We start from the raw sequence: 19,542 nt of genomic DNA on the forward strand, positions 1-19,542 counted from the left end.
ACACTCCTCAATAATTTTTATAACACACGTTATTGCTGCAGATAGACAGTCCCGCTATAGCTTTGCCGCCACACTCTTGTATCGACTTCCGGCTTAGTGACTGTACCGGAATAATTTGAAATTAATTGAACCCTACATCCTGTATTCGGTGTGCCGGATACAGGACAGGATCCCATTTGTGTAGTTGATGTTTTAATTAAAACTCCTTGAAAACCATTGCTGGAAATTGGAATAGCATCAGGACATAATGTTTCACTAGCTTTTTTCCATATGCCTTCACTATTGTAAACTCCAAACCATTCCCCAGAACAAGAATATGATTGTATTCTGCTTTCTGCTGGGCTATATGTACCCGATAACACTTCAGCAGCTCCTACCTTAGTCAAAATCCCTTTATACCCCCCCTGATCATATTCAATAGAATCAGGGAAGTTATTTAAGTTATTTGTTTGATAAACGGTAACTGTCTCTGACTCTGCTGGGCCCGGCTCAATTTCTCCACCATACTCAAAACTCATCGCATCCGCATATACCACACCTGCGCCGCCAGTTTCCGTGGATACCAGTTCTACAATTACTTCAGCGCGTACTGCTGCTGCCGGAATTTGTCCTTTTCGCTCCAGCTTCATGTAGCCGCTGGTTGTCGCCTCAGCCTTCACTTCCTGGTCGCCCAGGTGATTCCAATCCTGGTCAAAGAAACGTACGAGCAACTGGGCATAAGCCTTCGTTAATTGCTCCACCTTCACATGTCCGCTTAGTGTGTAGGCCTGTCCACCTTGCACCATTACTTCTTGACGAATGTGGCTCTTCTCCCATGAGCCAAGCCCTTGCGAATGGATTTTCACTGCACGGCTTCCGCTATATACAGGTGAGGCTACATTCTCTACAGCTCCTGTTCCGCTTACTTGTCCCTGCCAGCCAATGGTCTGTGTACCGTTGGCATATTCAAAATCCGGATTAGAAAGCAGATTGCTTGTTGGCGCTTCGTATGTGAATGAAATATCATCAAAATACATCACGCCGCCACCCTGATCTTCCGTAGCCACTAACCAAACATGGATTTGCGCTCGCTTCGCATTCGCCGGGACGATGCCTTGCTGTTCTACGTGAATAAAGCCCGTTGTCACTTCGTTGTGGGTAGCATTCTGATGAACAATGTACTGGTTGTTCTCATCCAGGAAGGTTACTTGCACCGCAGCCATGCTCTTCTCCAGCTGACTCACTTGTACCTCGCCAGACAATTTAAACCCTTGTCCACCCTCTACTTCGAACTCTTGCATGACTTGCGCATTATGCCATGCGTTTAATCCCGCTGCCTCAATCTTCAGTGCTCTTGTACCGCTTTTTACAGGCTGTTCCACAACCGTCACAGCGCCTGTACCCGAGCTGTCTTTGCCGCTTCGCCAGCTGGACATATCGGCTCCCGTGGAATACTCGAAGCCGCCATTACTCACCAAGTTATCGTCTGCTCCATACTCAAAACTCATTGCATCCGCATATACCACACCTGCGCCGCCAGTTTCCGTGGATACCAGTTCCACAATTACTTCAGCGCGTACTGCTGCTGCTGGAATTTGTCCTTTTCGCTCCAGCTTCATGTAACCGCTGGTTGTCGTCTCAGCCTTCACTTCCTGATCGCCCAGGTGATTCCAATCCTGGTCAAAGAAACGTACGAGCAACTGGGCATAAGCCTTCGTTAATTGCTCCACCTTCACATGTCCGCTTAGTGTGTAGGCCTGTCCGCCTTGCACCATTACTTCTTGACGAATGTGGCTCTTCTCCCATGCGCCAAGCCCTTGTGAATGGATTTTCACTGCACGGCTTCCGCTATATACAGGTGAGGCTACATTCTCTACAGCTCCTGTTCCGCTTACTTGTCCCTGCCAGCCAATGGTCTGTGTTCCATTCACTCGTTCAAAGCTTGCATTATTGAGTAAATTTGAAGTCGTTTCCTTTAAGTTTTCGATTGTGATTAAATTTCCATTTGAATCGTAATAGTATTTACGAATAAATTCACCGTCTTGCTTTATGCCAATTAGCTGATTGTTTGAATCATATACATACTCATACTGAAAGTTTTGTGACGCTGAATAAGCCATTGTTCCTAGACTCATCTGCAATAATAAGACAAGTAACATTAGACTTCTTACTCTCTTTAACATGAATAGAGACCTCCAACTTTATTAATAAAAACACTATCCTAGTTTACAGTTCTAAAGTTCTAATGTCTTTAGCTGTTTTTGTCGATATATGTCGATTAAACTTATATATTCATTATTACAATAATAAAAAGCTGGTTGATAATTAAAACATCAACAAGAACAAACTAAAAATCACCAATTTAACATCAGTTCATTAGTTCCATAATTCTATGCAAGGAAATATTTTATATAAATTTATCAAAACTAAAAAGTATGCTTATGTCCAAACATACAAAAAAGCTGGCCCAGTAATTAACCTGAGCCAGCTTGCAAGCTATATAATACTTTGAAAGTGATAATTGATTACCCTTTATGTTCTGTAAGATTGTTCAACTCACCGTCCTCGGACGCTCCATCCGCGTAACGCCTGGCCATCTGAACGAGGCCCATTCCGGCAGATGCTTGTCTACGCGAGCGACGAGCACAGTCATGTCGTCCACGATCTCACCCTCGTGGTAACGCACAACCGTCTCCAGCAGCGTATCCGCAATCTCCTGCGGGTCATCCGTCTGCATCTCGCTAATGATGCGCTTCATCCACATCTCCTTGTTCACCGCATGGCCCGGCGCATCATAGATGCCATCGCTCATCATGACGAGCGTATCACCAGGCAGCAACTGCATGGAGACGAAGTCGACATCGATATCCTGAATGATGCCGATCGGCAGATTGTTGGCCGTCACAGGAATGACCTCCTTGCCGCGCTTGATAAAGCTAGGCGTAGAGCCAATTTTCATAAACGTCGTATGAGCCGTATACAGATCGACAATCGCCAGATCGACCGTGGCATACATCTCCTCTGAGGAGCGGAGCAGCAGCACCGAATTGACCGACTTCACAGCCAGCTTCTCATCCATGCCGGACTGCAGCAGCTGCTGCAGGATCGACAGCGCCGCGCTGCTCTCCTGGCGCGCACGCTCGCCATTGCCCATGCCGTCGCTAATCGCGACTGCAAATTTCCCGTTGCCTAGCTCGACCAGGCTGAAGCTGTCTCCCGACAGCAGGTCTCCACCCTTGGCTGCTCCGGCCACTCCTGTCTCTATCTCATATTGCTTCGCTGAACCGAACGTCACCATAGTCGGCTCGCCATGCTTGGCTGGCGGCACCTCCGTCTTCACCGCAATATGCTCGCCCAGAATGTCGCTCAGCAGCGGCGCAATAATTTTGCGGCACTCGTCGAATCCCCTTTCGAACGAATGATACACCTCAATCTCGACGTTCCCCTCCTCCAAATTCACAATATCTACGCCCTGAATGGACAGCCCAAGCCCTTCTACCGCCTCTCTAATTTGCTCTTCCTGCAAATGCAGCGTCTGTCCCTCCCTCTTAATCTCCTTGGACAGGTCCTCCATGACCTGAGATACGCCCAGCAATTGATCTGCGACCAATTGGCGGGAGTCCAGAATCTGCTTCTTCCAATGCTTGTTGTTCTGATGCATCTCGTACTGATGCTTCATCACCGTCAGCACCTGAGAGGACTTCACGCAATGGGATCCCCACGTACGCGGCTGATCCTTCGTAGCCGGCACTTGGTTCTCCTCTACGGTCGTCATCATATCGGTCATCATTTTGTAAGTGTGGAAGAACTTGTCCTCCCAGCATGCCTTTTGCCGATGGCAGCTTGCACAGCTGCGCTCCGCAACCGCATTCATGAAATGTCCGATCTCCTCCTCGCGCTTCACCTCCGCTACATTCTGATTAAGCTGGCCGAAGCTGCGGGAGAGCTGGCGGAACACATCGGAGAATTGGGATACCCGCTCCGCCGTTACCTCCCTCACCCGCTTCGCATACTCATGCTGCGACTTCACATGCTCGTTGGTTCCCGGCACATAACGGGCAATGGTGCGAATAACGCCCCGCGGAGTGAGCAGCAGCAGCGTAGCGGCTGCGACGGACTCCCATGTCGAGCTCATGACATCCGGCCCCGTGCCAATATATATAGAAAGAATGGATGTGCCAAGCAGCAGGCCGAACGCAGCCGCCATCTTGCCTCCATCTCTTAGAAGCCCCGCCAATAGTCCGGCAAAAGCCAGCATGCTCATCTGAACCAGCGCGCTGAAATCCGCCAAGCTCAGAATCAGCCCTCCAATAACGCCCACGGAAGCCCCAAGCGGCGCACCCCCAGCCATTGCGAACAGGAGAATGAGGTACCTGGACATCACATGCTCAGCGGACATCCCGTACATCATCCATCCCACAGCACCCGTCATTACGGACGCAAGCAGGATCATCACGCAGATGATCTCCTCATGCTTGAGCGCCGCAGACTTCTTGGTCATCGTAAGCACCGGTATCGCATGGATGAAGACAAGCGTCAGCACGAACGCAAGCGCCGCCTCCACCACGACCAGCATAAAGCTGTACCAACTCAGCGTATCCCCGATAAAGATATTGAACAACTGAACAAGCAGCGTTGCGGTAAAGACCAGAATAGGAGCGGTTGACAGCTCCGCTTTCTCATACGCCTCCAGTCCCTTCATAAGCAGGAACAGCACCGCAATCTCCATCGCAATCCACAGTGGCGCAGGATCGACTGCGAACCAGCTTCCCGCTACCAGCGAGATGGCTACCCAGCCATAGATATCCCTTCTCATAAAATAAAGGACGGCAAAATAAGCAACGGCAAACGGCATCAGCGACTCTAGAATAACGGCTCGTCCGAGCAAAAATCCGATAGCGACAAGCAGTATGGTCCACTTCTTCGCGAGAAGCATGCTTGCCGCCCCCTTGACGGCACGCATATCCTTCCCTCTCTGTACGGCTTTCTGAAACCATCCCGCACGCTTCAGCGCCGGGATTCCCATCACGCTTTCCTTCTTCACTACTTGACACCACCAATCCGGGTTTGTTGTGTTTCCCATTATAGGAGCTTGTCCGTATGAAGTTTGTCACTTATCGTAATACGCCCAAAAGTTTTTTCCGACAAATTCGCGGGGCCATGCAGTCATTGTCACGTCAGGGTCAATCGCGCGCCCCTGCTGGCTTTGCCTGAGATCTGCACTGTTCACCAGCGTGTTCTCTATCAACAAAAAAGACAGATAGCGCTTCCAATTTGATGGCGAATGGACGCGGTAACCTGTCGGGATTAGCGGAGGATGGAAGAAAAGTATTTGTTTCAAATAGGAATATCGCTCAAACCGACTTCTCCGCCCCCGCACTCGACAGGTATTGAGCAATTGCCTTGCCCTCTGCCTCTTGCTGACAGCATCTGAAGAAGAGAAAAGTATAATCGCGGTCTAAGATAGGACAGTACCAGCCATACGCGTTGCATAAAAATCCCACATCTAAGCGCCCATTGGATTGAAAAGAATGCTGAGTACAACTGCGGACTACTAATCGAGATCGCACCGAGCGAAAAGGATGCTCCAAGTCGAGAAACTCGGCTTAGAGCGCGGCGATGGGCGGATCGCTAGGCTGCAGAACGAGAAACTCGGCTTAGAGCGCGGCGCCGAGCGGATCGCTAGGCTGCAGAACGAGAAACTCGGCTTAGAGCACAGCGCAGAGCGGATTGCTAAGCTGCAGACCGAGAAGCTCGGCTTAGAGCGCGGCGCCGAGCGGATCGCTAGGCTGCAGACCGAGAAACTCGGCTTAGAACGCGGCACCAAGCGGATCGCTAGGCTGCAGACCGAGAAACTCGGCTTAGAGTGCGGCGACGGGCGAATAGCTACGCTGCAAGACGAGAAACTCGGCTTAGAGAGACCGCCTCCAAACAGCACAGCCCGCCCCCCGCACTGGCACAATAAAAAAAGCAGGACCGCGTAGGTCCTGCTTGATCTATAGGATAGTAAGTAACGTTCAAGTTTATACTCGCTTGGCGCCGCGTCCGCCGCGTTTGCCTTCGGTGTTCTTCTTCAGGGAAGAGATACGCTCTTCGCTATCTTTCAAGAAGCGAGACATTTTATCCTCGAATGACGGTTTGCCGTAGGACGGTCTGCCAGACGATTGCTTGTTGAAGGGACGTCCGCCTCGGTCTTGGCCTCCGCGGTTGAATCGTTCTCCGCCTCCTGGTCCGCCTGCGCCTGTGCGCTCGCGTTGCGGTGGTGGCTGGTGGCCTTCTGGCCGGTCAATGGCTTGCTTAATGGAGAGTCCGATCTTTCCGTCTTTATCAACGTTGATCACTTTGACCTTCACGACGTCGTCAATCTTCAGATGATCCTTAACGTCCTTGACGTAGTTGTCGGCAATCTCTGAAATGTGAACTAGACCCGTGACACCTCCCGACAAGTCGACAAATGCCCCAAAATGCGTGATGCCCGTCACTTTTCCTTCTAACTTGGCGCCCACTTCAATTGCCATAAAATAAAATGTTCCTCTCTCAAAGTTTTGTGATAATTCAATTGCCCGACCATGCCAGGCGAACAAAACTTATTCGTCATTAAGCCGGGGTCAATTGACATTAAACACGATTACCGTATTTGAAACATCTATCTAGCCCTGCCTTAAAAAAGTCTTGTATCTATCGTGATTATAACCGAATCGCAGAAGCAAGGTCAACAGACGTTCACCCGATTCGGCGCCCCATTATTCGCTAAATATTTGCTGTTCTCCCTGTTTTACCATTCCTTGCTCCTTGGTGGCAAGCTGGGAGATATATTCGGGATCATTCAGACGCTCCACTTCGCGTTTGAGCGCTTCCGTCTGAGATCGTGTCTCCTCGATACTGCTCTCGATCGTCGTCAGCTTCTCGAATGTCGCCTTCTGCTGCTGCATTTGACCGAATAAGGTGTAACCCGCCCAGCCCATAAACAGGACAATGAACATCATCCAGATCCTGTACCGGCGTTTCGCGGCAGATCCGCTTACTTGTTTTTTTGCAGCTGCTTTCGGCATTAACGCTGACCCCTCCTAAACCATTGATTCCAACGTCCGGCAATGGCAGCTAGTCCCTTCGCGAGACGCTCCTCTACCTTCCATCGCTCCCAATGCGGCTTCAGCCAGCGCCCCAGCGGGCGCGTCGCAGGCTTTAACAGCCACGACAGCAATAGCCAAATTGGACGAACCAATTGTACCACAATTTTTAGCAGGAAAATAGTGAGTGCAGACCCAAATCCTAAAACGACCATTACTGTTTTATATAGCAGCAGGATCGGCTTCACGATCAGAATGTCGAATACCTTCAAGATGAAGGAGACAAGCGCTCGAATAGCGCCGATGATCCATCTCACCAGTCCGATCACGGGTCTGCTGAGCAGCCAATAATAGAGGATTACCCCGATAGCCAGTCCTAGAAACACGTATGCCCGCACCTCGCCGTTGTTGCTGGCATACAGCATCCGGAAGACGACGACTGCCGCCGCCATCCAGTAGATGATATCAAGCACCGGCAGCCACCATCGCGGAAATCGCAGCTCATTCGACACGACACGGTAGCCGTCGAAGACGACACCCATGCCAAGGCCGGATAGGAGCATGACGGCTACCGTCAGCCATTGAACGCTAAGGCTCACTTAAACAGCTTGCCGAACAGCCCCTTGGACTTGCTGGCTGCCGCTCCGTCCAGATAGGCGAGAGAGTGAATCAATCCTTCAATGGCAACCAAGCCCTGATCCAGGCTCAGATGCTTAATATGCAAATTTTGTCCCGTAACCGTCAGAAAGCCCAGCTCCGTCTCCAGCAGAAACTCTTCGCTATCGAAGCTCTCCACATTCACGACGCCGGTAAGCTCCAGCAGCTTCCGATTAATCAGCTTCACATCCTGATTCTTCTGCCCCTTGCCCGCTTCAGCCATAGACTCGTCCCCCGCTTCGTTAATTTCTCTATTACTGTATGGGGGAGGGACAAGGTTTAGAACCTGCTAATGGATTGGAGCGGAGTCGACCTAATGTGGCGCATAGCTAGCTGCAACTAGCTGCAACTAAGAGAAGCATCCCCCGAATGAACCTGGATGATCCCAAGGAACAAACTCACCCTGCGGGTGATTGAAGGACGAGTGATTGAAGAGCGGGTGATTGAAGGGCTCAAGCGTTCAATCCTGATCCTGCTTCCTAACGGAACTGAGCGACTCTATGCTTCATTTTTTATATGTTTATATCGTCTAACGGAATGAGGAAGCCTTATTGGCACCATCCGACCCGCATTCCGGCTCATTTAGGGCAAATAAGGGCTCTCTGTTCCTTTACCATTTAAAAAGGGCACATGGACGGGCAAATAGCGCCTCGTAGTTCCCTTACGAATGTTCAAAGAATGACTTACCCCGCTTCAGGACTTGCTTCAGCCAATTTAAGGCAGTTTTTTGCTGCTTAGAGCTTCTTTCCTTTCGAATGAATTAATCCACAACTTCTAAAATGGCATTATTTCCCAAACAGCAAAAAGGACCGCTCAGCATATAGCCAAGCAGTCCTTCTATTATTGCTTCTCCCAATCGAGATCGTTCTCGCGAGGGCGCTGTTCTTCTTTCACCAAAGTATAAAGCTCACCGGCTTCATCCTTGCGGGTCGTCTCGGTGAGACGCTCCACGCGGACCGTTACGATCTTCTGACCGTACTGGATCTGGAGCTCGTCCCCGACCTTGACGGCGCTGCTTGCTTTCGCTTCGCGGCCGTTGATCCACACCCGTCCTTGCTCGGATACATCCTTCGCAACGGTACGGCGCTTGATCAGGCGGGATACCTTGAGAAATTTATCTAAACGCATGTATTACTTGATCGCTTCTTTCAGCTTGTTGCCTGCTTTGAATGCAGGAACTTTGGATTCTGGGATCGTGATTTCTTTACCCGTTTGCGGGTTGCGGCCCACGCGGCCGGAACGTTTGCGAGTTTCGAAAGTACCGAAGCCGATCAATTGTACTTTGTCGCCGCTTGCAAGCGCGTCAGTTACTTCACCAAGAAAGCCGTTCAGGACAGCTTCAACGTCGCGTTTCGTCAGTCCACTCTTCTCTGCAATGTTGTTGATCAGGTCTGTTTTGTTCATGTGAATATCCTCCTAATAAATGACGGTTATTTGTGGCTGCCGCGTTGTAGCGGCTCACCCGTTGGCAAAATCTGCTCTTACGAAGAATACTTATTCTGCTCGAGAGAACAAAATCCTGCCGCGTACTGCAATTTTTTTTGGGAATAGTGCGGAATTTAGGCGAATTGTGGCGAAAGTCATGCAGCTAAAGTCTCTTAGCCTCTTCCCACCATCGATCCATCTCTAGTAAATCAGTTTGGTCAAAAGTTTTGCCGTTTATACGAAGCTGCTCTTCAATATATTGAAATCGGCTCTTAAACTTTCGATTTGTCCGAGAGAGAGCTTCCTCGGGATCAGCGTGGATGAATCGCGACGCGTTCACAACGGCGAACAGCAGGTCTCCCAGCTCATCGGCTTGCTTCTCTTCGTCTCCGGCAGAGATCGCTTCCCGCAGCTCTAGCAGCTCTTCTTCGATCTTCGATAAGACCGGACCCAGCTCGTCCCAGTCGAAGCCGACCTTCGCGGCCTTCTTCTGCAGCTTGTAAGCCTTCATGAGCGCAGGCAGATCCGGCGGAATGCCGTCCAGCTGCGACACCCTTGCAGCGTCCGTTCCCTTCCTCCGCTTCTCCTCCGCTTTCATGCCTTCCCAGTTCGCCAGCGCTTCGTCCGCATTCTGCGCGCCGGTCTCGCCGAACACGTGAGGATGACGGAAGATCAGCTTCTCGTTCAGCGTCTGAATGACGTCATAGACCGAGAATGCGCCAACTTCCTCTTCCATCTGGCTATGCAGCATGACTTGAAGAATCACATCTCCAAATTCCTCTTGCATGCCGTCCGGATCGTCGTTATCGATGGCTTCCAAAGCCTCATAGAGCTCTTCAATGAAGTTCTTGCGAATCGATTGATGCGTCTGCTCGCGGTCCCACGGACAGCCTTCTGGACTGCGCAGGATGGCCACGATCTCATGCAGCCGCTCGAATGACCGGTTGCGCAAGGCCGGATCCTCAGAACGCGGCACATAGATGATCGACAGATTGCCATATTCCTGATTGCGGTCGAGCTCATAGACCGGAACGGAGATCATCCGCTCTTGTCCCTGTACACCCAGCGCATGGCCGATAACGACCTCATAATCCTCCGGGTAACGCTCCATCAGCGCCAGCTTCACGTCGGAAGCCGTAAAAGCATCATACACCTGACCGATGATAGTATGCAACTCCGGCTGTAGAAGCGATGCCTTCAGCTCCGCCGCATCCAGCAGGGAGAAGCCCTCAATCGGATCAATGCCGAGAGAGGCGAAGGATGCATCCAGGAAGCTCTCGCCGCCCAGCACCGTCAGCTCGACGCCCTCTGCGGCGCAGCGCTCGCGAAGCAGCTGTACCGTGCGCTCCGCCACCATCGGATGGCCGGGAACGGCATACAGGATCGCACGGTCAGAAGCGGCAGCTCCCGACTCATGCCCGCCCTGCAGCGCTTCCTGCAGCAGTCTTGAGGCAATCGCCTCGTAGACCTCCGGGAAGGAATCATGCTGCTCGTACAAGCTGTCGAATGAAGTGTACGAGATATTATTCTCTTGAAGCAAAGCCATCACGGGATGGTGCTCGGTACGGACGAAGATGCGCTTCGCCGCCTGCAGCCGCCGCCAGATGCCCAGTGTAAGTTGATCCGGGTCGCCGGAGCCGAGTCCGACGATCACGATTGGCGAATTGGCCATGTGAATCCTCCTCCTTATGTAACGGACGGGCTAATGCTCGTCCAGCGGCGGAATCAGCCGAAGCCGCCGCAACCGGGCGGCCAGCCGATCGCCGCCCGGAATCGCGCGCCATTCGCGCGCGTCTATCGCGCCTGCGCGCAAAGCGGCGGCGGCGAAGACCACTACGCCGACGGCTGCGCCCGCCAGCGTCAATGCTGCCGCGAGGCTTCGCTGCGGCAGCCCGTGTCCGAGCGCGGCGCCTAGCGCGCGCTCGGCAAGCAGCACCGCGCTGGCCATAACCGCCAGCGCGACAATGCCTGCGGCTGCGGGGCCTATGCCGGCGCGCCGCTTAAGCTGTCCGTGCGGCGGGCGGAGCCCCGCAGCCGCACGGCGCAGCGCCGCCGCGCCCAGCAAGGCGGCGGCGCTTAGCGCGATCACGCCGGAGAGCGCTGCCCCCTCGATGCCGAGGGAGGGCACCAGCGCGGCGTTCAGCGCGCCCTTCAGCAGCGCTGCGAGCAAGAGCAGCGCCGCAGGCGCCCGCACCGAGCCAAGCGCTTGCAGCGCGGGCGCGACAACCGCGTTCACGCTGCCGGCGAGCGCCGTGCAGCCGACAAGCGCGAAGGCTAGCGTTCCCTTCGCATCCTTGTACAGCATAATATTGATCGGCTCAGCCAGCAGCATGAGGCCGATGGCCGCGGCTCCGCCCATCATCCAGGCCATCCTCAGCTGCAGCGACAGACGGGTCTGCAGCTCGTCAAGCCGGCCTCCAGCCTTCGCCGCCACGAGGCCTGGCACCATAGCCGCAGCTGCCGCGGCGGCAACCATCGTAACAAGCTGCACCAGCGGACCGCCCCGGCTGTATACGCCGAAGAGGCTCATCGCCGTCGCTTCGGCCATGCCGCTGTCACCGAGCAGCCGCGGCACCATGAATGCATCCACTACCCCTACAATCGGCACAACGATAGAAGCCAGCGCTGCCGGAGCGGCTATCGCTGCCAATTCCTTCATCTCCTGCGCAATGCGCTGGAATCCCAGCGGATTCCGAGCGGCCGTGCTCCTTGCAGACCGGTCACGCAAGCCGCCCAGCGAGAGAAGAATAAGAGCGGTGACCGCGCCTGCGCCTGCGCCGCCCATGACGCCCGCGGCCAAAGCGGAATCGCTCCATCCCGCGGTAAGGCCGAGCTGCAGCGCAAGGACCATAATCGCAACCCTGGCGCATTGCTCTGCCACCTGGGATGCGGCCGACAAGCCCATCCGCCGCCTCCCTTGCTGATAGCCCCGAAGCACCGCAGCAAGCGGCGCAAATATAAGCGCCACAGACAATACGCGTATAGCCAGCGCCGCGGAATCATCGCCTATCCATGATGCGGCCAGATCGGCGGTCAGCCACATCCCGATGAAACCGATGAGGCCCGTCATCCCCAGCAGAATCGCTGCGGCAATCACGGTGCTCCTCGTGCCTTCCAGAGCCTCATCTTCCTTCAGCTTGCGTGCAATAATGATGGATATTGCCGTAGGCAAACCCGCTGTAGCCAAGACTGCAATCAGCTGATAGAACGGATATACGGCATTGTAGATGCCGAATACGCGGTCCCCTGCCAAATTCTGCAGCGGGATCTTCTGCAAAGTGCCTACCAGCTTGGAGATCAGCGCAGCTCCCGCCATCAGGATTACGCCATTCCGCCAGATTCCGCCTCCGCGAAGTCTCGATGCCGTCCGGCCCATATGATAGTCCCCTGTTCCCTATGATTGGTTATGATTAATGATTATACCGTAAAGGGAGCAGATACCAAAAGAACAAACTCACCCTGCGGGTGATTGAAGGTCACAAGCGCTCAATCCTGATCCTGCCTCCTAACGGAACTGAGCGACTCTACGCTTCATTTTTTATATGCTTATAACGTCTAACGGAATGAGGATGCCTTATTGGCACCATCCGACCCGCATTCCGGTTCATTTAGGGCAAATAAGGGCTCTCTGTTCCTTTACTATTAAAAAAGGGCACATGGACGGGTAAATAGCGTCTCGTAGTTCCCTTACGAATGTTCAAAAAATGACTTACCCCGCTTAAGGACTTGCTTCAGCCAATTTTAAGCAGGTTTTTGCTGCTTAGAGCTCTCTTTTCGGCGAATTGATCCATAACTTCTAAAACGGCATCATTCCCTAAACAATGAAAAAGCTTCCCCGCAAGCGGCCGGAGCCGTACGGAGAAGCCGGTGTCTTCTTGCCTTATGTCCAGGCAGCAATAAGAATTCGAGCTTATTGCTCCATCTGCTTCGCCAAGAAGCCTGCAGCCGTCTCAGCCATCTTCGTCTCCAGCTGGCCCATCTTCACCGAATCATCTTTGCTGAGCAGCACCACAGCGCCGATCGGATCGCCGCCCGCAATAATCGGTGCTACGACGAAAGAGCTGTATTGATCTTGCACATCCTTCACAATTTCATAAGCGCCGCCGTTTGTTTCAGCCAGTGTCTTGCGGTTCTCCATGCAGGACTCCAGCGTATTGCCGACCGGCTTGTCCAGCAATTCCTTCTTGGAAGCGCCCGCTACCGTAATGATGGTATCACGGTCGGAGATAAGCGTAATATGTCCGGTACTCTCGTACAGCGACTCCGCATATTCCTTGGCAAAGTCGCCCAGCTCGCCGATCGGGGAATACTTCTTCAAGATGACTTCGCCGTCACGGTCGACGAAGATTTCGAGTGGGTCGCCCTCGCGTATACGCAGCGTACGGCGGATCTCCTTCGGAATCACCACACGCCCGAGATCGTCGATACGACGTACAATTCCAGTTGCTTTCATTTCTTGTTGCCCCGCTTTCCCTAGAGGATTTTGAATCGACTGGATGCTTGCATCACTTTTTTATAAAGAAACATCACTGAGAGCTCCACGAGGACTTGCGGCGTCCTCGAATTTCTTCCGGGTAGCGCCAAACGCAAGGCTTGGCCAATCCTATCCCATACCAGAACATTCGCAGCAGGCCGTTGTTATCGTAGGGTCTTGGTGCTGCTCCGGTACCTGAAGTGTTAAGATCCTTCAATGAAGAATTTGAATCTGACCATAGTATTCATCCGCTCCCAATTTCTTATGCACGTCTCCAGCGCGCCCCGCTGTTCCCTTGTTGAACCTTTAATCCGCCAGTCCAAGCCCTGCACTGCACAGAGTCTGTCCGCTTTAGTGATTAGTTCTTACGGTAAGAGACGGTCCTCGCAAGACATCCGGAGCCTTAGAATGCCCTCCAGAGCCGCATGTATCCAGCGTTGACCATTACACGGCAAAGACGGCATACGCAGCCATGTGCGTATGCCGTCCGTATTATTCCTCTTTGCGGGGCTTGCCGAGCCGCCCTGACTTGGCAAGCGCTTCGCGCAGCAAATATTCAATATGGCCGTTCACGCTGCGAAATTCGTCAGCGGCCCATTGCTCAAGCGCACGATGGATGTCGGGATCGAGGCGCAGCGGGAACGCCTTCTTCTCTTTCCCCATAATTCAGCGTTCCTTAGCTGTAGAGGGAGCCCGTATTGATGACCGGCTGCGCTGCCCTGTCAGATACGATCGAAACCATCAAATTGTTGACCATCGCGGCCCGCCGCTCGTTGTCCAGGTCGATTCCGTTCTCCTCCAGCTTCCGCAGAGCCGCATCCACCATGCCGACTGCGCCCTCAACAATCTTCTGACGCGCCGCCACAATGGCAATCGCTTGCTGCCGCTGCAGCATCGCGCTTGCGATCTCCGGCGCATAGGCAAGATGCGTAATCCGCGTCTCGATCAGCTCGACGCCGGCCACTTCCAGCCGAGCCTGAAGATCGCGCTGCAGCTCAGACGCCACTTCATCCGCATTGCCGCGAAGCGATACGCCATGCTCATCATCGAAAATATCGTACGGATATTGCGCCGCAATATGGCGAATCGCCGTCTCGCTCTGAATCTCGACGAACCGCTCGTAATGATCGACGTCGAACGTTGCTTTCGCTGTATCTACAACCTTAAAGACAACGACCGCGCCGATTTCCACAGGGTTGCCCTCTGCGTCGTTCACTTTCAGCTTCTGACTGTTGAAGTTGCGCACCTTAAGCGATACGGTCGCCTTCGTCGTGAGCGGCAGCGCCATCCACAAGCCGCTCTGGATAATGGTGCCGATATACGTGCCGAAGAAGGTGATCACCTTTGCTTCATTCGGCTGAACGATGACGAGCGATGTCGTAATCAGAAAAGCGGCAAGCAGAAGCACAAGACCCAATATGATGCTAAGTGCCGATACGGACGCTGAGGACAGCTGAAGAATAATAAGCGCCGCTCCGCCTACGGCTGCTACAATGGCGATAAGCAGCGCCAAATATCCACTGACATATAAAGCTTTTTTCTCCCTCATGAGATCCACTCCCATATCATTATGATATGTTCATGATATCACTTTTTACAAATATAAGCAATGGTTATTCATATCAGCCAAAGCATAATCAGTATCGCAAGACCTAGCGTCAAGTGGATCCAGCCGAATACTTTGGACAAGCGAAGTTCCCGGTTGCTTACATGAGACTCCCTTGCGTCAATGAACAACAGAAACAAGCCGCACAAGATGCATATGAGAAAGAGATAGCCCGTTAGGCCAATCGTGACCGCGTTCAACACTATACTTTAGAACCCCCTACATTCAGGTATACTGCCGCCGCTAATCCGTAGCGCAGCATAGACCTAAATCGCCTTCATGCCGATTCGCCGAATCCGCACCGCCACCTCAATATCGAAAGTAGTCTGCTTGTACATCTCCTGCCACTTCTCTTTTGATCCGACATATTGATGCCAGTACCCCGGCTTCTTGGCTCTGACCATCTCGCCGAAGCCGAATATATCGGAGCTCTTGCTTTGTGTCTTGGCAATGATGTTTTTGTAGAATTGGACGGAGCCTTCCTCTTGCTTGCGCTCGATCATGGCAATGGAAGCCGGATCCTCCAGCGAGATGCCGTGGCCCATCTTCTCTGCCAGATTCGCCTCGAGCTCCACTTTGATCTTAAAATACGGCTTGCCGTCCTTTATGCTTAAGTCTATTTTGGAATGACGATGCGTGACATTCGTCATGACAGCCGTAGTCAGGTCATCCTTATCCAGTAAGACGACCGCCCGGTATCCGGCCGGATTAATGCCCCGCAGCCCCAGAAAACCGGATATCTCCATCGGCTTCGTAACACCGACCAGCCTCTCCCCGCAGAAATACGCCAGCCCCTGAATCTCGACGTTATCCTGCTCCTTAATATCCACATAGGGCAGGAAGCCCTCCTGCCCTTTCTTCGAGGAATTGCTCCAATATTGTCCCAGATAATCCTTAGGGAACTTGCCCATCTTAATGGCGTTATCGAGCGTGGACATCAAGTAAAGCGTCGGAATCCTCTCCAGCCTGGGTGCCGCATTCATGAGCGCGAACGCTTTTCCTTTGGAGACCATCATCCATGCCATTCTGCGCACCTCCGCATTGCGGCGGAAGAAATCATTAATATTGCTCATATCCTTTTTCGCCACCTCCTCGGAGATGACGATAATCCGCAAATGGCCAAAAAACAGCTTGCTCGATACCTGCTGCTGCAAATTCATAAAGGCATCGTTAATGGAATGGCCTACGACATGAATGACCCACACCGTCCGGTTCGGGCTGCTGCCTGCCGAGCCGCCGGCTTCTCCCGGCCCAAGGGGAATTTGGCCCGGCAGGGCGATCTGCACGCCTACCTTGACCATACCCTCCTTGGGCGGAGGAAGCGAGCCGCGGACATGCGACACTTCATTTTCTTCCTTTCGAGCTGCCTCCTCATTTTCTGCCTCATCAATCGATACCCCAAGCACGACTGCCCGATCGTCGATCTCCAGCCGGTCCCAGCAGCCGCTCAAGACAGGGACAAACAGAAGCAGCACTCCGAATAATTGCAGGGAGCGCCTTGCAGCCATGCTCTTCATCACATTTGCCCCCTCTTCTTGCGAATCATCGCCAGCAGCAGCAGGAGCGCCGGATATGCAATCGTAATAATCAAGCCATACCTTCCGACCATTTCGATAATGCCATAGAGCTGTGTTACATTCTGGGGAACCATCGCCATAAAGAAGATAAAAGGAAACAGAATAAACGAAAACACCCGATGCTCGCGCAAACGGAATAATTGCTTCATGGCGTAAGCTGTCAGAAAGTAGCTGGACAGCAGCGTTGTGAACACTGCCGTCACCCATACTGCCAGAAAGGCGGCATCCAGCCTCTCCAAGATGTTCGCTGGCAGATTCGTCGCTTTCGCAAGCTCCAGTGTAGGCCACAGCAGCTTCTTGATTTCCTCGGAACCGAACACACTTACCGACGCTGCAACAATGACGATGTAGAGGCCGCCCGCGATCAAGATGCCGTATAGGCTTGCTTTCATCGCCTTCTTGGGCTGTTTCATAGACGGAATAATCAGCGTCAGAATGAAAGAGCCCTGGAATAGAGCGGCAATGGTCAGCACGCCAACAAAAACATGATTGGCCGGCGACCATATAATGGGCTGGAGGTTAATAATTTCGGCATTGTTCAAGGACAATATCGCAATCATCAAGCATGGCACCAGCAGCAGCGGGAAATAGAAATTATGAATATACGCAAAGGTCGTCAGCGACTTCCGCGCCGATATCGCGGCCAGCATCAGCATCACGATGACCGTCACCTCGACAGGGGTCGTTTTCAGTACCGCTGTTACGACCACTTCGCCGAACTCTCTAGCAGTCAGCGATGTTAGTACGGCAAAAAATGCGATGATAAATACACTGCCTAAGCGCCCAAGCCATTTGCCTATAATTTGCTCGCTATATTCAATGATCGTGTGATCCGGAAAGCGTATGCCGAGCCAGGTCACAAGCGCCAGTCCAAAGAACGCTATTACGCTGCCGATGAGCGTAATGATTGGAGCAGCCGATTCGGCTGCTCTCGCCGCGAATAGAGGGAGCGACAACACGCCGACACCGATAATCGTGCTGACGAGAATAGCCGCTGTCTGTAACACCGTAATTTGTCTGGTCTGCGTATTGTCCATGCCGGTTCTCTCCTTCTCTATCTTTTCTCTGGGCTGGTTTCACCTGTGCTAGGAGATGGCGCCTGATCCTCCACATGAAGCTTTATATTATCCTGCGGATGAAGGAACGCCGGCCTGTTCTTCATCCATTTGATCGGCGCCCGAATGAGCAGATCCTTCATGCCTTCCTTATCTCCCGGAACAAGCGGGCTCAGATAAGGCACGCCGAACGATTTGAGCGAAAGCACATGATTGGCAATAACGATAAGGCCGACCATAATGCCGTAGAGCCCAAATATGCCAGCCATAATAATAAGCGGAAAGCGCAGCAGCCGAAGCGCGAGCGCCGCGTTATAGGCTGGCGTGGCAAAGGAACCGATCGTCGTCAGCGCGATAATAACGACCGTAATCGGACTGGCGAAGCCCGCTGCTACTGCCGCCTGCCCGATTACGAGAACGCCGACGATCGACAAGGCGCCGCCGACCTGCTGGGGCAGCCGGATAGTGGCCTCTCGCAGCACCTCCATGGAGACCTCCATAATTAGCACCTCGATTACAGCCGGGAACGGAACTCCCGCTCTGCCTCCCGCTACGGCCACCGCGAATTCCGTCGGAATGAGCTCTGGATTGAAGGAAATAATGGCGACATACAAGGATGGAAAGACAAGCGAGAAGATTAGGGCAACAAGCCGTGCCAAGCGAATCGCGCTCATAAGCAGGAATCGCTCCGTGTAATCTTCTACCGTCTGATAGAACTGCCCGAATACGGTAGGAATAACCAGCGCCAAAGGCGAGCCGTCTACGAGAATGGCTACACGGCCTTCCAGCAGGTTCGCTGCAACCTTATCCGGCCGTTCCGTATATTGCACCTGAGGGAATGGCGACCACTTGTTATCCTCGATGAACTGCTCCAAATAGCCAGAGTCGAGGATGCCGTCAATCTCTACTTCGGAGAGCCTGCGGTCCAGTTCCTTCAGTACTTCCGGATCTGTAATGCCGTCCATATAGCAGATCGCTATCTTGGACTTGGACCGGGAGCCCATTTCCCGGGAATCGATTCGAAGCTCTGTCGACTGCAGCCGGTACCGGATTAATGCCAAATTCGTGCCCAGCGATTCGATAAAGCCTTCACGCGGCCCGCGGATAACCTGCTCTGTCGCCGGCTGCTCGATGCTCCTCTTTTCAACGCTGCGAGTTCCGATAATAAAGGCTTCCTTCATGCCTTCTACAGCTACAACCGTATCCCCGCCAAGAATAGCCCGAATCAGCAGATCGATGCCTCCCTGCAATTGGACTTCTCCATGGTACAGCGTCTCATATAGGAGAATGTCAGGCAGCTGCGCCAGCTCAATGGAACGGCCTTGCAGATGCATCGGAGCATGCATGAATGGCTTTAAGATATCTTCATTAACAACAGCTTGCTGTACCATATGGGAGAAGCTGTACATGACAGCGGGAAACCTGCCGAATACATGTAATTTGCGAATCGCAAGATCAGCGCTTTTGCCCACCGTACTGTCTATAATTCCTTCCAGTTCTTGTAGCGAGCCGCTCAACTTTTTTCCTTCGAACTCCGCTAAAGTATGGTTGGCAGGAAGCTTCTTCGGTTGCTTCTGTTGTTTTGTCCGCCTGTATCCCTTAATCAGCTTCATACGGTCACCGCCCTTTATTGCTGTCTGCAGCATGTTCTGCGCCTGATCCGTTTTAGTGTTTTCAATTCAGGGAAAATCTATCCAAG

The 19,542-nt window shown here is 52.8% G+C and carries 18 protein-coding genes; 1 reads left to right on the forward strand and 17 read right to left on the reverse strand.

What is annotated here, in order from left to right; all coding sequences use genetic code 11:
- Positions 1-29: 29 nt before the first annotated feature.
- The gene (locus tag D3P09_RS26335; protein ID WP_120114425.1) at positions 30-2,162 is read right to left on the reverse strand and encodes a carbohydrate binding domain-containing protein; all 2,133 of its coding nucleotides are present in this window, start codon (positions 2,160-2,162) and stop codon (positions 30-32) included.
- Between the two features lie 368 nt (positions 2,163-2,530).
- Positions 2,531-5,005: a stage II sporulation protein E gene (gene spoIIE / locus D3P09_RS26340; RefSeq protein WP_120114426.1), complete on the reverse strand. Its 2,475-nt coding sequence runs from the start codon at positions 5,003-5,005 to the stop codon at positions 2,531-2,533.
- A 556-nt stretch (positions 5,006-5,561) separates the two neighbouring features.
- On the opposite strand from spoIIE, the gene D3P09_RS26345 reads away from it, so the two are divergent.
- Complete coding sequence (locus tag D3P09_RS26345) at positions 5,562-5,963, forward strand: hypothetical protein (protein ID WP_120114427.1); 402 nt, start codon at positions 5,562-5,564, stop codon at positions 5,961-5,963.
- A 39-nt stretch (positions 5,964-6,002) separates the two neighbouring features.
- Here D3P09_RS26345 and D3P09_RS26350 read toward each other — a convergent pair whose 3' ends face one another.
- From D3P09_RS26350 to D3P09_RS26420, 15 genes are all read right to left on the reverse strand, one after another.
- The gene (locus tag D3P09_RS26350) at positions 6,003-6,497 is read right to left on the reverse strand and encodes a S1 domain-containing RNA-binding protein (RefSeq protein WP_120114428.1); all 495 of its coding nucleotides are present in this window, start codon (positions 6,495-6,497) and stop codon (positions 6,003-6,005) included.
- A gap of 225 nt (positions 6,498-6,722) precedes the next feature.
- On the reverse strand, positions 6,723-7,031 hold the full coding sequence (locus D3P09_RS26355) for an FtsB family cell division protein (RefSeq protein ID WP_120114429.1): 309 nt from the start codon (positions 7,029-7,031) through the stop codon (positions 6,723-6,725).
- Positions 7,031-7,648, reverse strand: coding sequence for a spore cortex biosynthesis protein YabQ (gene yabQ / locus D3P09_RS26360; protein ID WP_243644536.1), 618 nt, complete (start codon positions 7,646-7,648; stop codon positions 7,031-7,033). Before yabQ ends, D3P09_RS26355 begins: the two co-directional genes overlap by 1 nt.
- The gene (gene yabP / locus D3P09_RS26365) at positions 7,645-7,929 is read right to left on the reverse strand and encodes a sporulation protein YabP (protein ID WP_120114430.1); all 285 of its coding nucleotides are present in this window, start codon (positions 7,927-7,929) and stop codon (positions 7,645-7,647) included. Before yabP ends, yabQ begins: the two co-directional genes overlap by 4 nt.
- Before the next feature lie 617 nt (positions 7,930-8,546).
- Positions 8,547-8,834 (reverse strand): RNA-binding S4 domain-containing protein, encoded by a 288-nt coding sequence (locus tag D3P09_RS26370; protein WP_120114431.1) that lies wholly within the window; start codon positions 8,832-8,834, stop codon positions 8,547-8,549.
- Positions 8,835-8,837: 3 nt separating this feature from the next.
- Positions 8,838-9,110, reverse strand: a complete 273-nt coding sequence (locus D3P09_RS26375) for an HU family DNA-binding protein (protein WP_116050095.1) — start codon at positions 9,108-9,110, stop codon at positions 8,838-8,840.
- Positions 9,111-9,294: 184 nt separating this feature from the next.
- Entirely contained in the window at positions 9,295-10,803 is a 1,509-nt protein-coding gene (gene yabN / locus D3P09_RS26380) for a bifunctional methyltransferase/pyrophosphohydrolase YabN (protein WP_120114432.1), read from the reverse strand.
- A gap of 30 nt (positions 10,804-10,833) precedes the next feature.
- A complete protein-coding gene (locus D3P09_RS26385) occupies positions 10,834-12,507 on the reverse strand; it encodes an oligosaccharide flippase family protein (RefSeq protein ID WP_120114433.1) in 1,674 nt (557 codons plus the stop codon).
- Positions 12,508-13,041: 534 nt separating this feature from the next.
- The gene (gene spoVT, locus D3P09_RS26390) at positions 13,042-13,584 is read right to left on the reverse strand and encodes a stage V sporulation protein T (protein WP_120114434.1); all 543 of its coding nucleotides are present in this window, start codon (positions 13,582-13,584) and stop codon (positions 13,042-13,044) included.
- Between the two features lie 513 nt (positions 13,585-14,097).
- Positions 14,098-14,268: a type II toxin-antitoxin system antitoxin gene (locus D3P09_RS26395; protein ID WP_120114435.1), complete on the reverse strand. Its 171-nt coding sequence runs from the start codon at positions 14,266-14,268 to the stop codon at positions 14,098-14,100.
- Between the two features lie 13 nt (positions 14,269-14,281).
- Positions 14,282-15,154: an SPFH domain-containing protein gene (locus D3P09_RS26400; protein ID WP_120114436.1), complete on the reverse strand. Its 873-nt coding sequence runs from the start codon at positions 15,152-15,154 to the stop codon at positions 14,282-14,284.
- A 68-nt stretch (positions 15,155-15,222) separates the two neighbouring features.
- A complete protein-coding gene (locus tag D3P09_RS26405) occupies positions 15,223-15,414 on the reverse strand; it encodes a CLC_0170 family protein (protein WP_120114437.1) in 192 nt (63 codons plus the stop codon).
- Between the two features lie 63 nt (positions 15,415-15,477).
- Positions 15,478-16,728, reverse strand: coding sequence for a Ger(x)C family spore germination protein (locus D3P09_RS26410; RefSeq protein ID WP_120114438.1), 1,251 nt, complete (start codon positions 16,726-16,728; stop codon positions 15,478-15,480).
- Positions 16,728-17,825, reverse strand: coding sequence for a GerAB/ArcD/ProY family transporter (locus D3P09_RS26415; protein WP_120114439.1), 1,098 nt, complete (start codon positions 17,823-17,825; stop codon positions 16,728-16,730). The genes D3P09_RS26410 and D3P09_RS26415 overlap by 1 nt, the downstream gene beginning before the upstream one ends.
- Before the next feature lie 17 nt (positions 17,826-17,842).
- A complete protein-coding gene (locus D3P09_RS26420; RefSeq protein ID WP_120114440.1) occupies positions 17,843-19,456 on the reverse strand; it encodes a spore germination protein in 1,614 nt (537 codons plus the stop codon).
- Between the last annotated feature and the right edge of the window lie 86 nt (positions 19,457-19,542).

The sequence above is a fragment of the Paenibacillus pinisoli genome, assembly GCF_003605435.1.
Taxonomy (GTDB): Bacteria; Bacillota; Bacilli; order Paenibacillales; family Paenibacillaceae; genus Pristimantibacillus; species Pristimantibacillus pinisoli.

What these genes read in the sequence shown, in the direction of transcription:
- D3P09_RS26335 (WP_120114425.1), bottom strand. Translation starts at nt 2,162, where the DNA reads ATGTTAAAGAGAGTAAGAAGTCTAATGTTACTTGTCTTATTATTGCAG.
- spoIIE (WP_120114426.1), bottom strand. Translation starts at nt 5,005, where the DNA reads ATGGGAATCCCGGCGCTGAAGCGTGCGGGATGGTTTCAGAAAGCCGTA.
- D3P09_RS26345 (WP_120114427.1), top strand. Translation starts at nt 5,562, where the DNA reads ATGCTCCAAGTCGAGAAACTCGGCTTAGAGCGCGGCGATGGGCGGATC.
- D3P09_RS26350 (WP_120114428.1), bottom strand. Translation starts at nt 6,497, where the DNA reads ATGGCAATTGAAGTGGGCGCCAAGTTAGAAGGAAAAGTGACGGGCATC.
- D3P09_RS26355 (WP_120114429.1), bottom strand. Translation starts at nt 7,031, where the DNA reads ATGCCGAAAGCAGCTGCAAAAAAACAAGTAAGCGGATCTGCCGCGAAA.
- yabP (WP_120114430.1), bottom strand. Translation starts at nt 7,929, where the DNA reads ATGGCTGAAGCGGGCAAGGGGCAGAAGAATCAGGATGTGAAGCTGATT.
- D3P09_RS26370 (WP_120114431.1), bottom strand. Translation starts at nt 8,834, where the DNA reads ATGCGTTTAGATAAATTTCTCAAGGTATCCCGCCTGATCAAGCGCCGT.
- D3P09_RS26375 (WP_116050095.1), bottom strand. Translation starts at nt 9,110, where the DNA reads ATGAACAAAACAGACCTGATCAACAACATTGCAGAGAAGAGTGGACTG.
- yabN (WP_120114432.1), bottom strand. Translation starts at nt 10,803, where the DNA reads ATGGCCAATTCGCCAATCGTGATCGTCGGACTCGGCTCCGGCGACCCG.
- D3P09_RS26385 (WP_120114433.1), bottom strand. Translation starts at nt 12,507, where the DNA reads ATGGGCCGGACGGCATCGAGACTTCGCGGAGGCGGAATCTGGCGGAAT.
- spoVT (WP_120114434.1), bottom strand. Translation starts at nt 13,584, where the DNA reads ATGAAAGCAACTGGAATTGTACGTCGTATCGACGATCTCGGGCGTGTG.
- D3P09_RS26395 (WP_120114435.1), bottom strand. Translation starts at nt 14,268, where the DNA reads ATGGGGAAAGAGAAGAAGGCGTTCCCGCTGCGCCTCGATCCCGACATC.
- D3P09_RS26400 (WP_120114436.1), bottom strand. Translation starts at nt 15,154, where the DNA reads ATGAGGGAGAAAAAAGCTTTATATGTCAGTGGATATTTGGCGCTGCTT.
- D3P09_RS26410 (WP_120114438.1), bottom strand. Translation starts at nt 16,728, where the DNA reads ATGAAGAGCATGGCTGCAAGGCGCTCCCTGCAATTATTCGGAGTGCTG.
- D3P09_RS26415 (WP_120114439.1), bottom strand. Translation starts at nt 17,825, where the DNA reads ATGGACAATACGCAGACCAGACAAATTACGGTGTTACAGACAGCGGCT.
- D3P09_RS26420 (WP_120114440.1), bottom strand. Translation starts at nt 19,456, where the DNA reads ATGAAGCTGATTAAGGGATACAGGCGGACAAAACAACAGAAGCAACCG.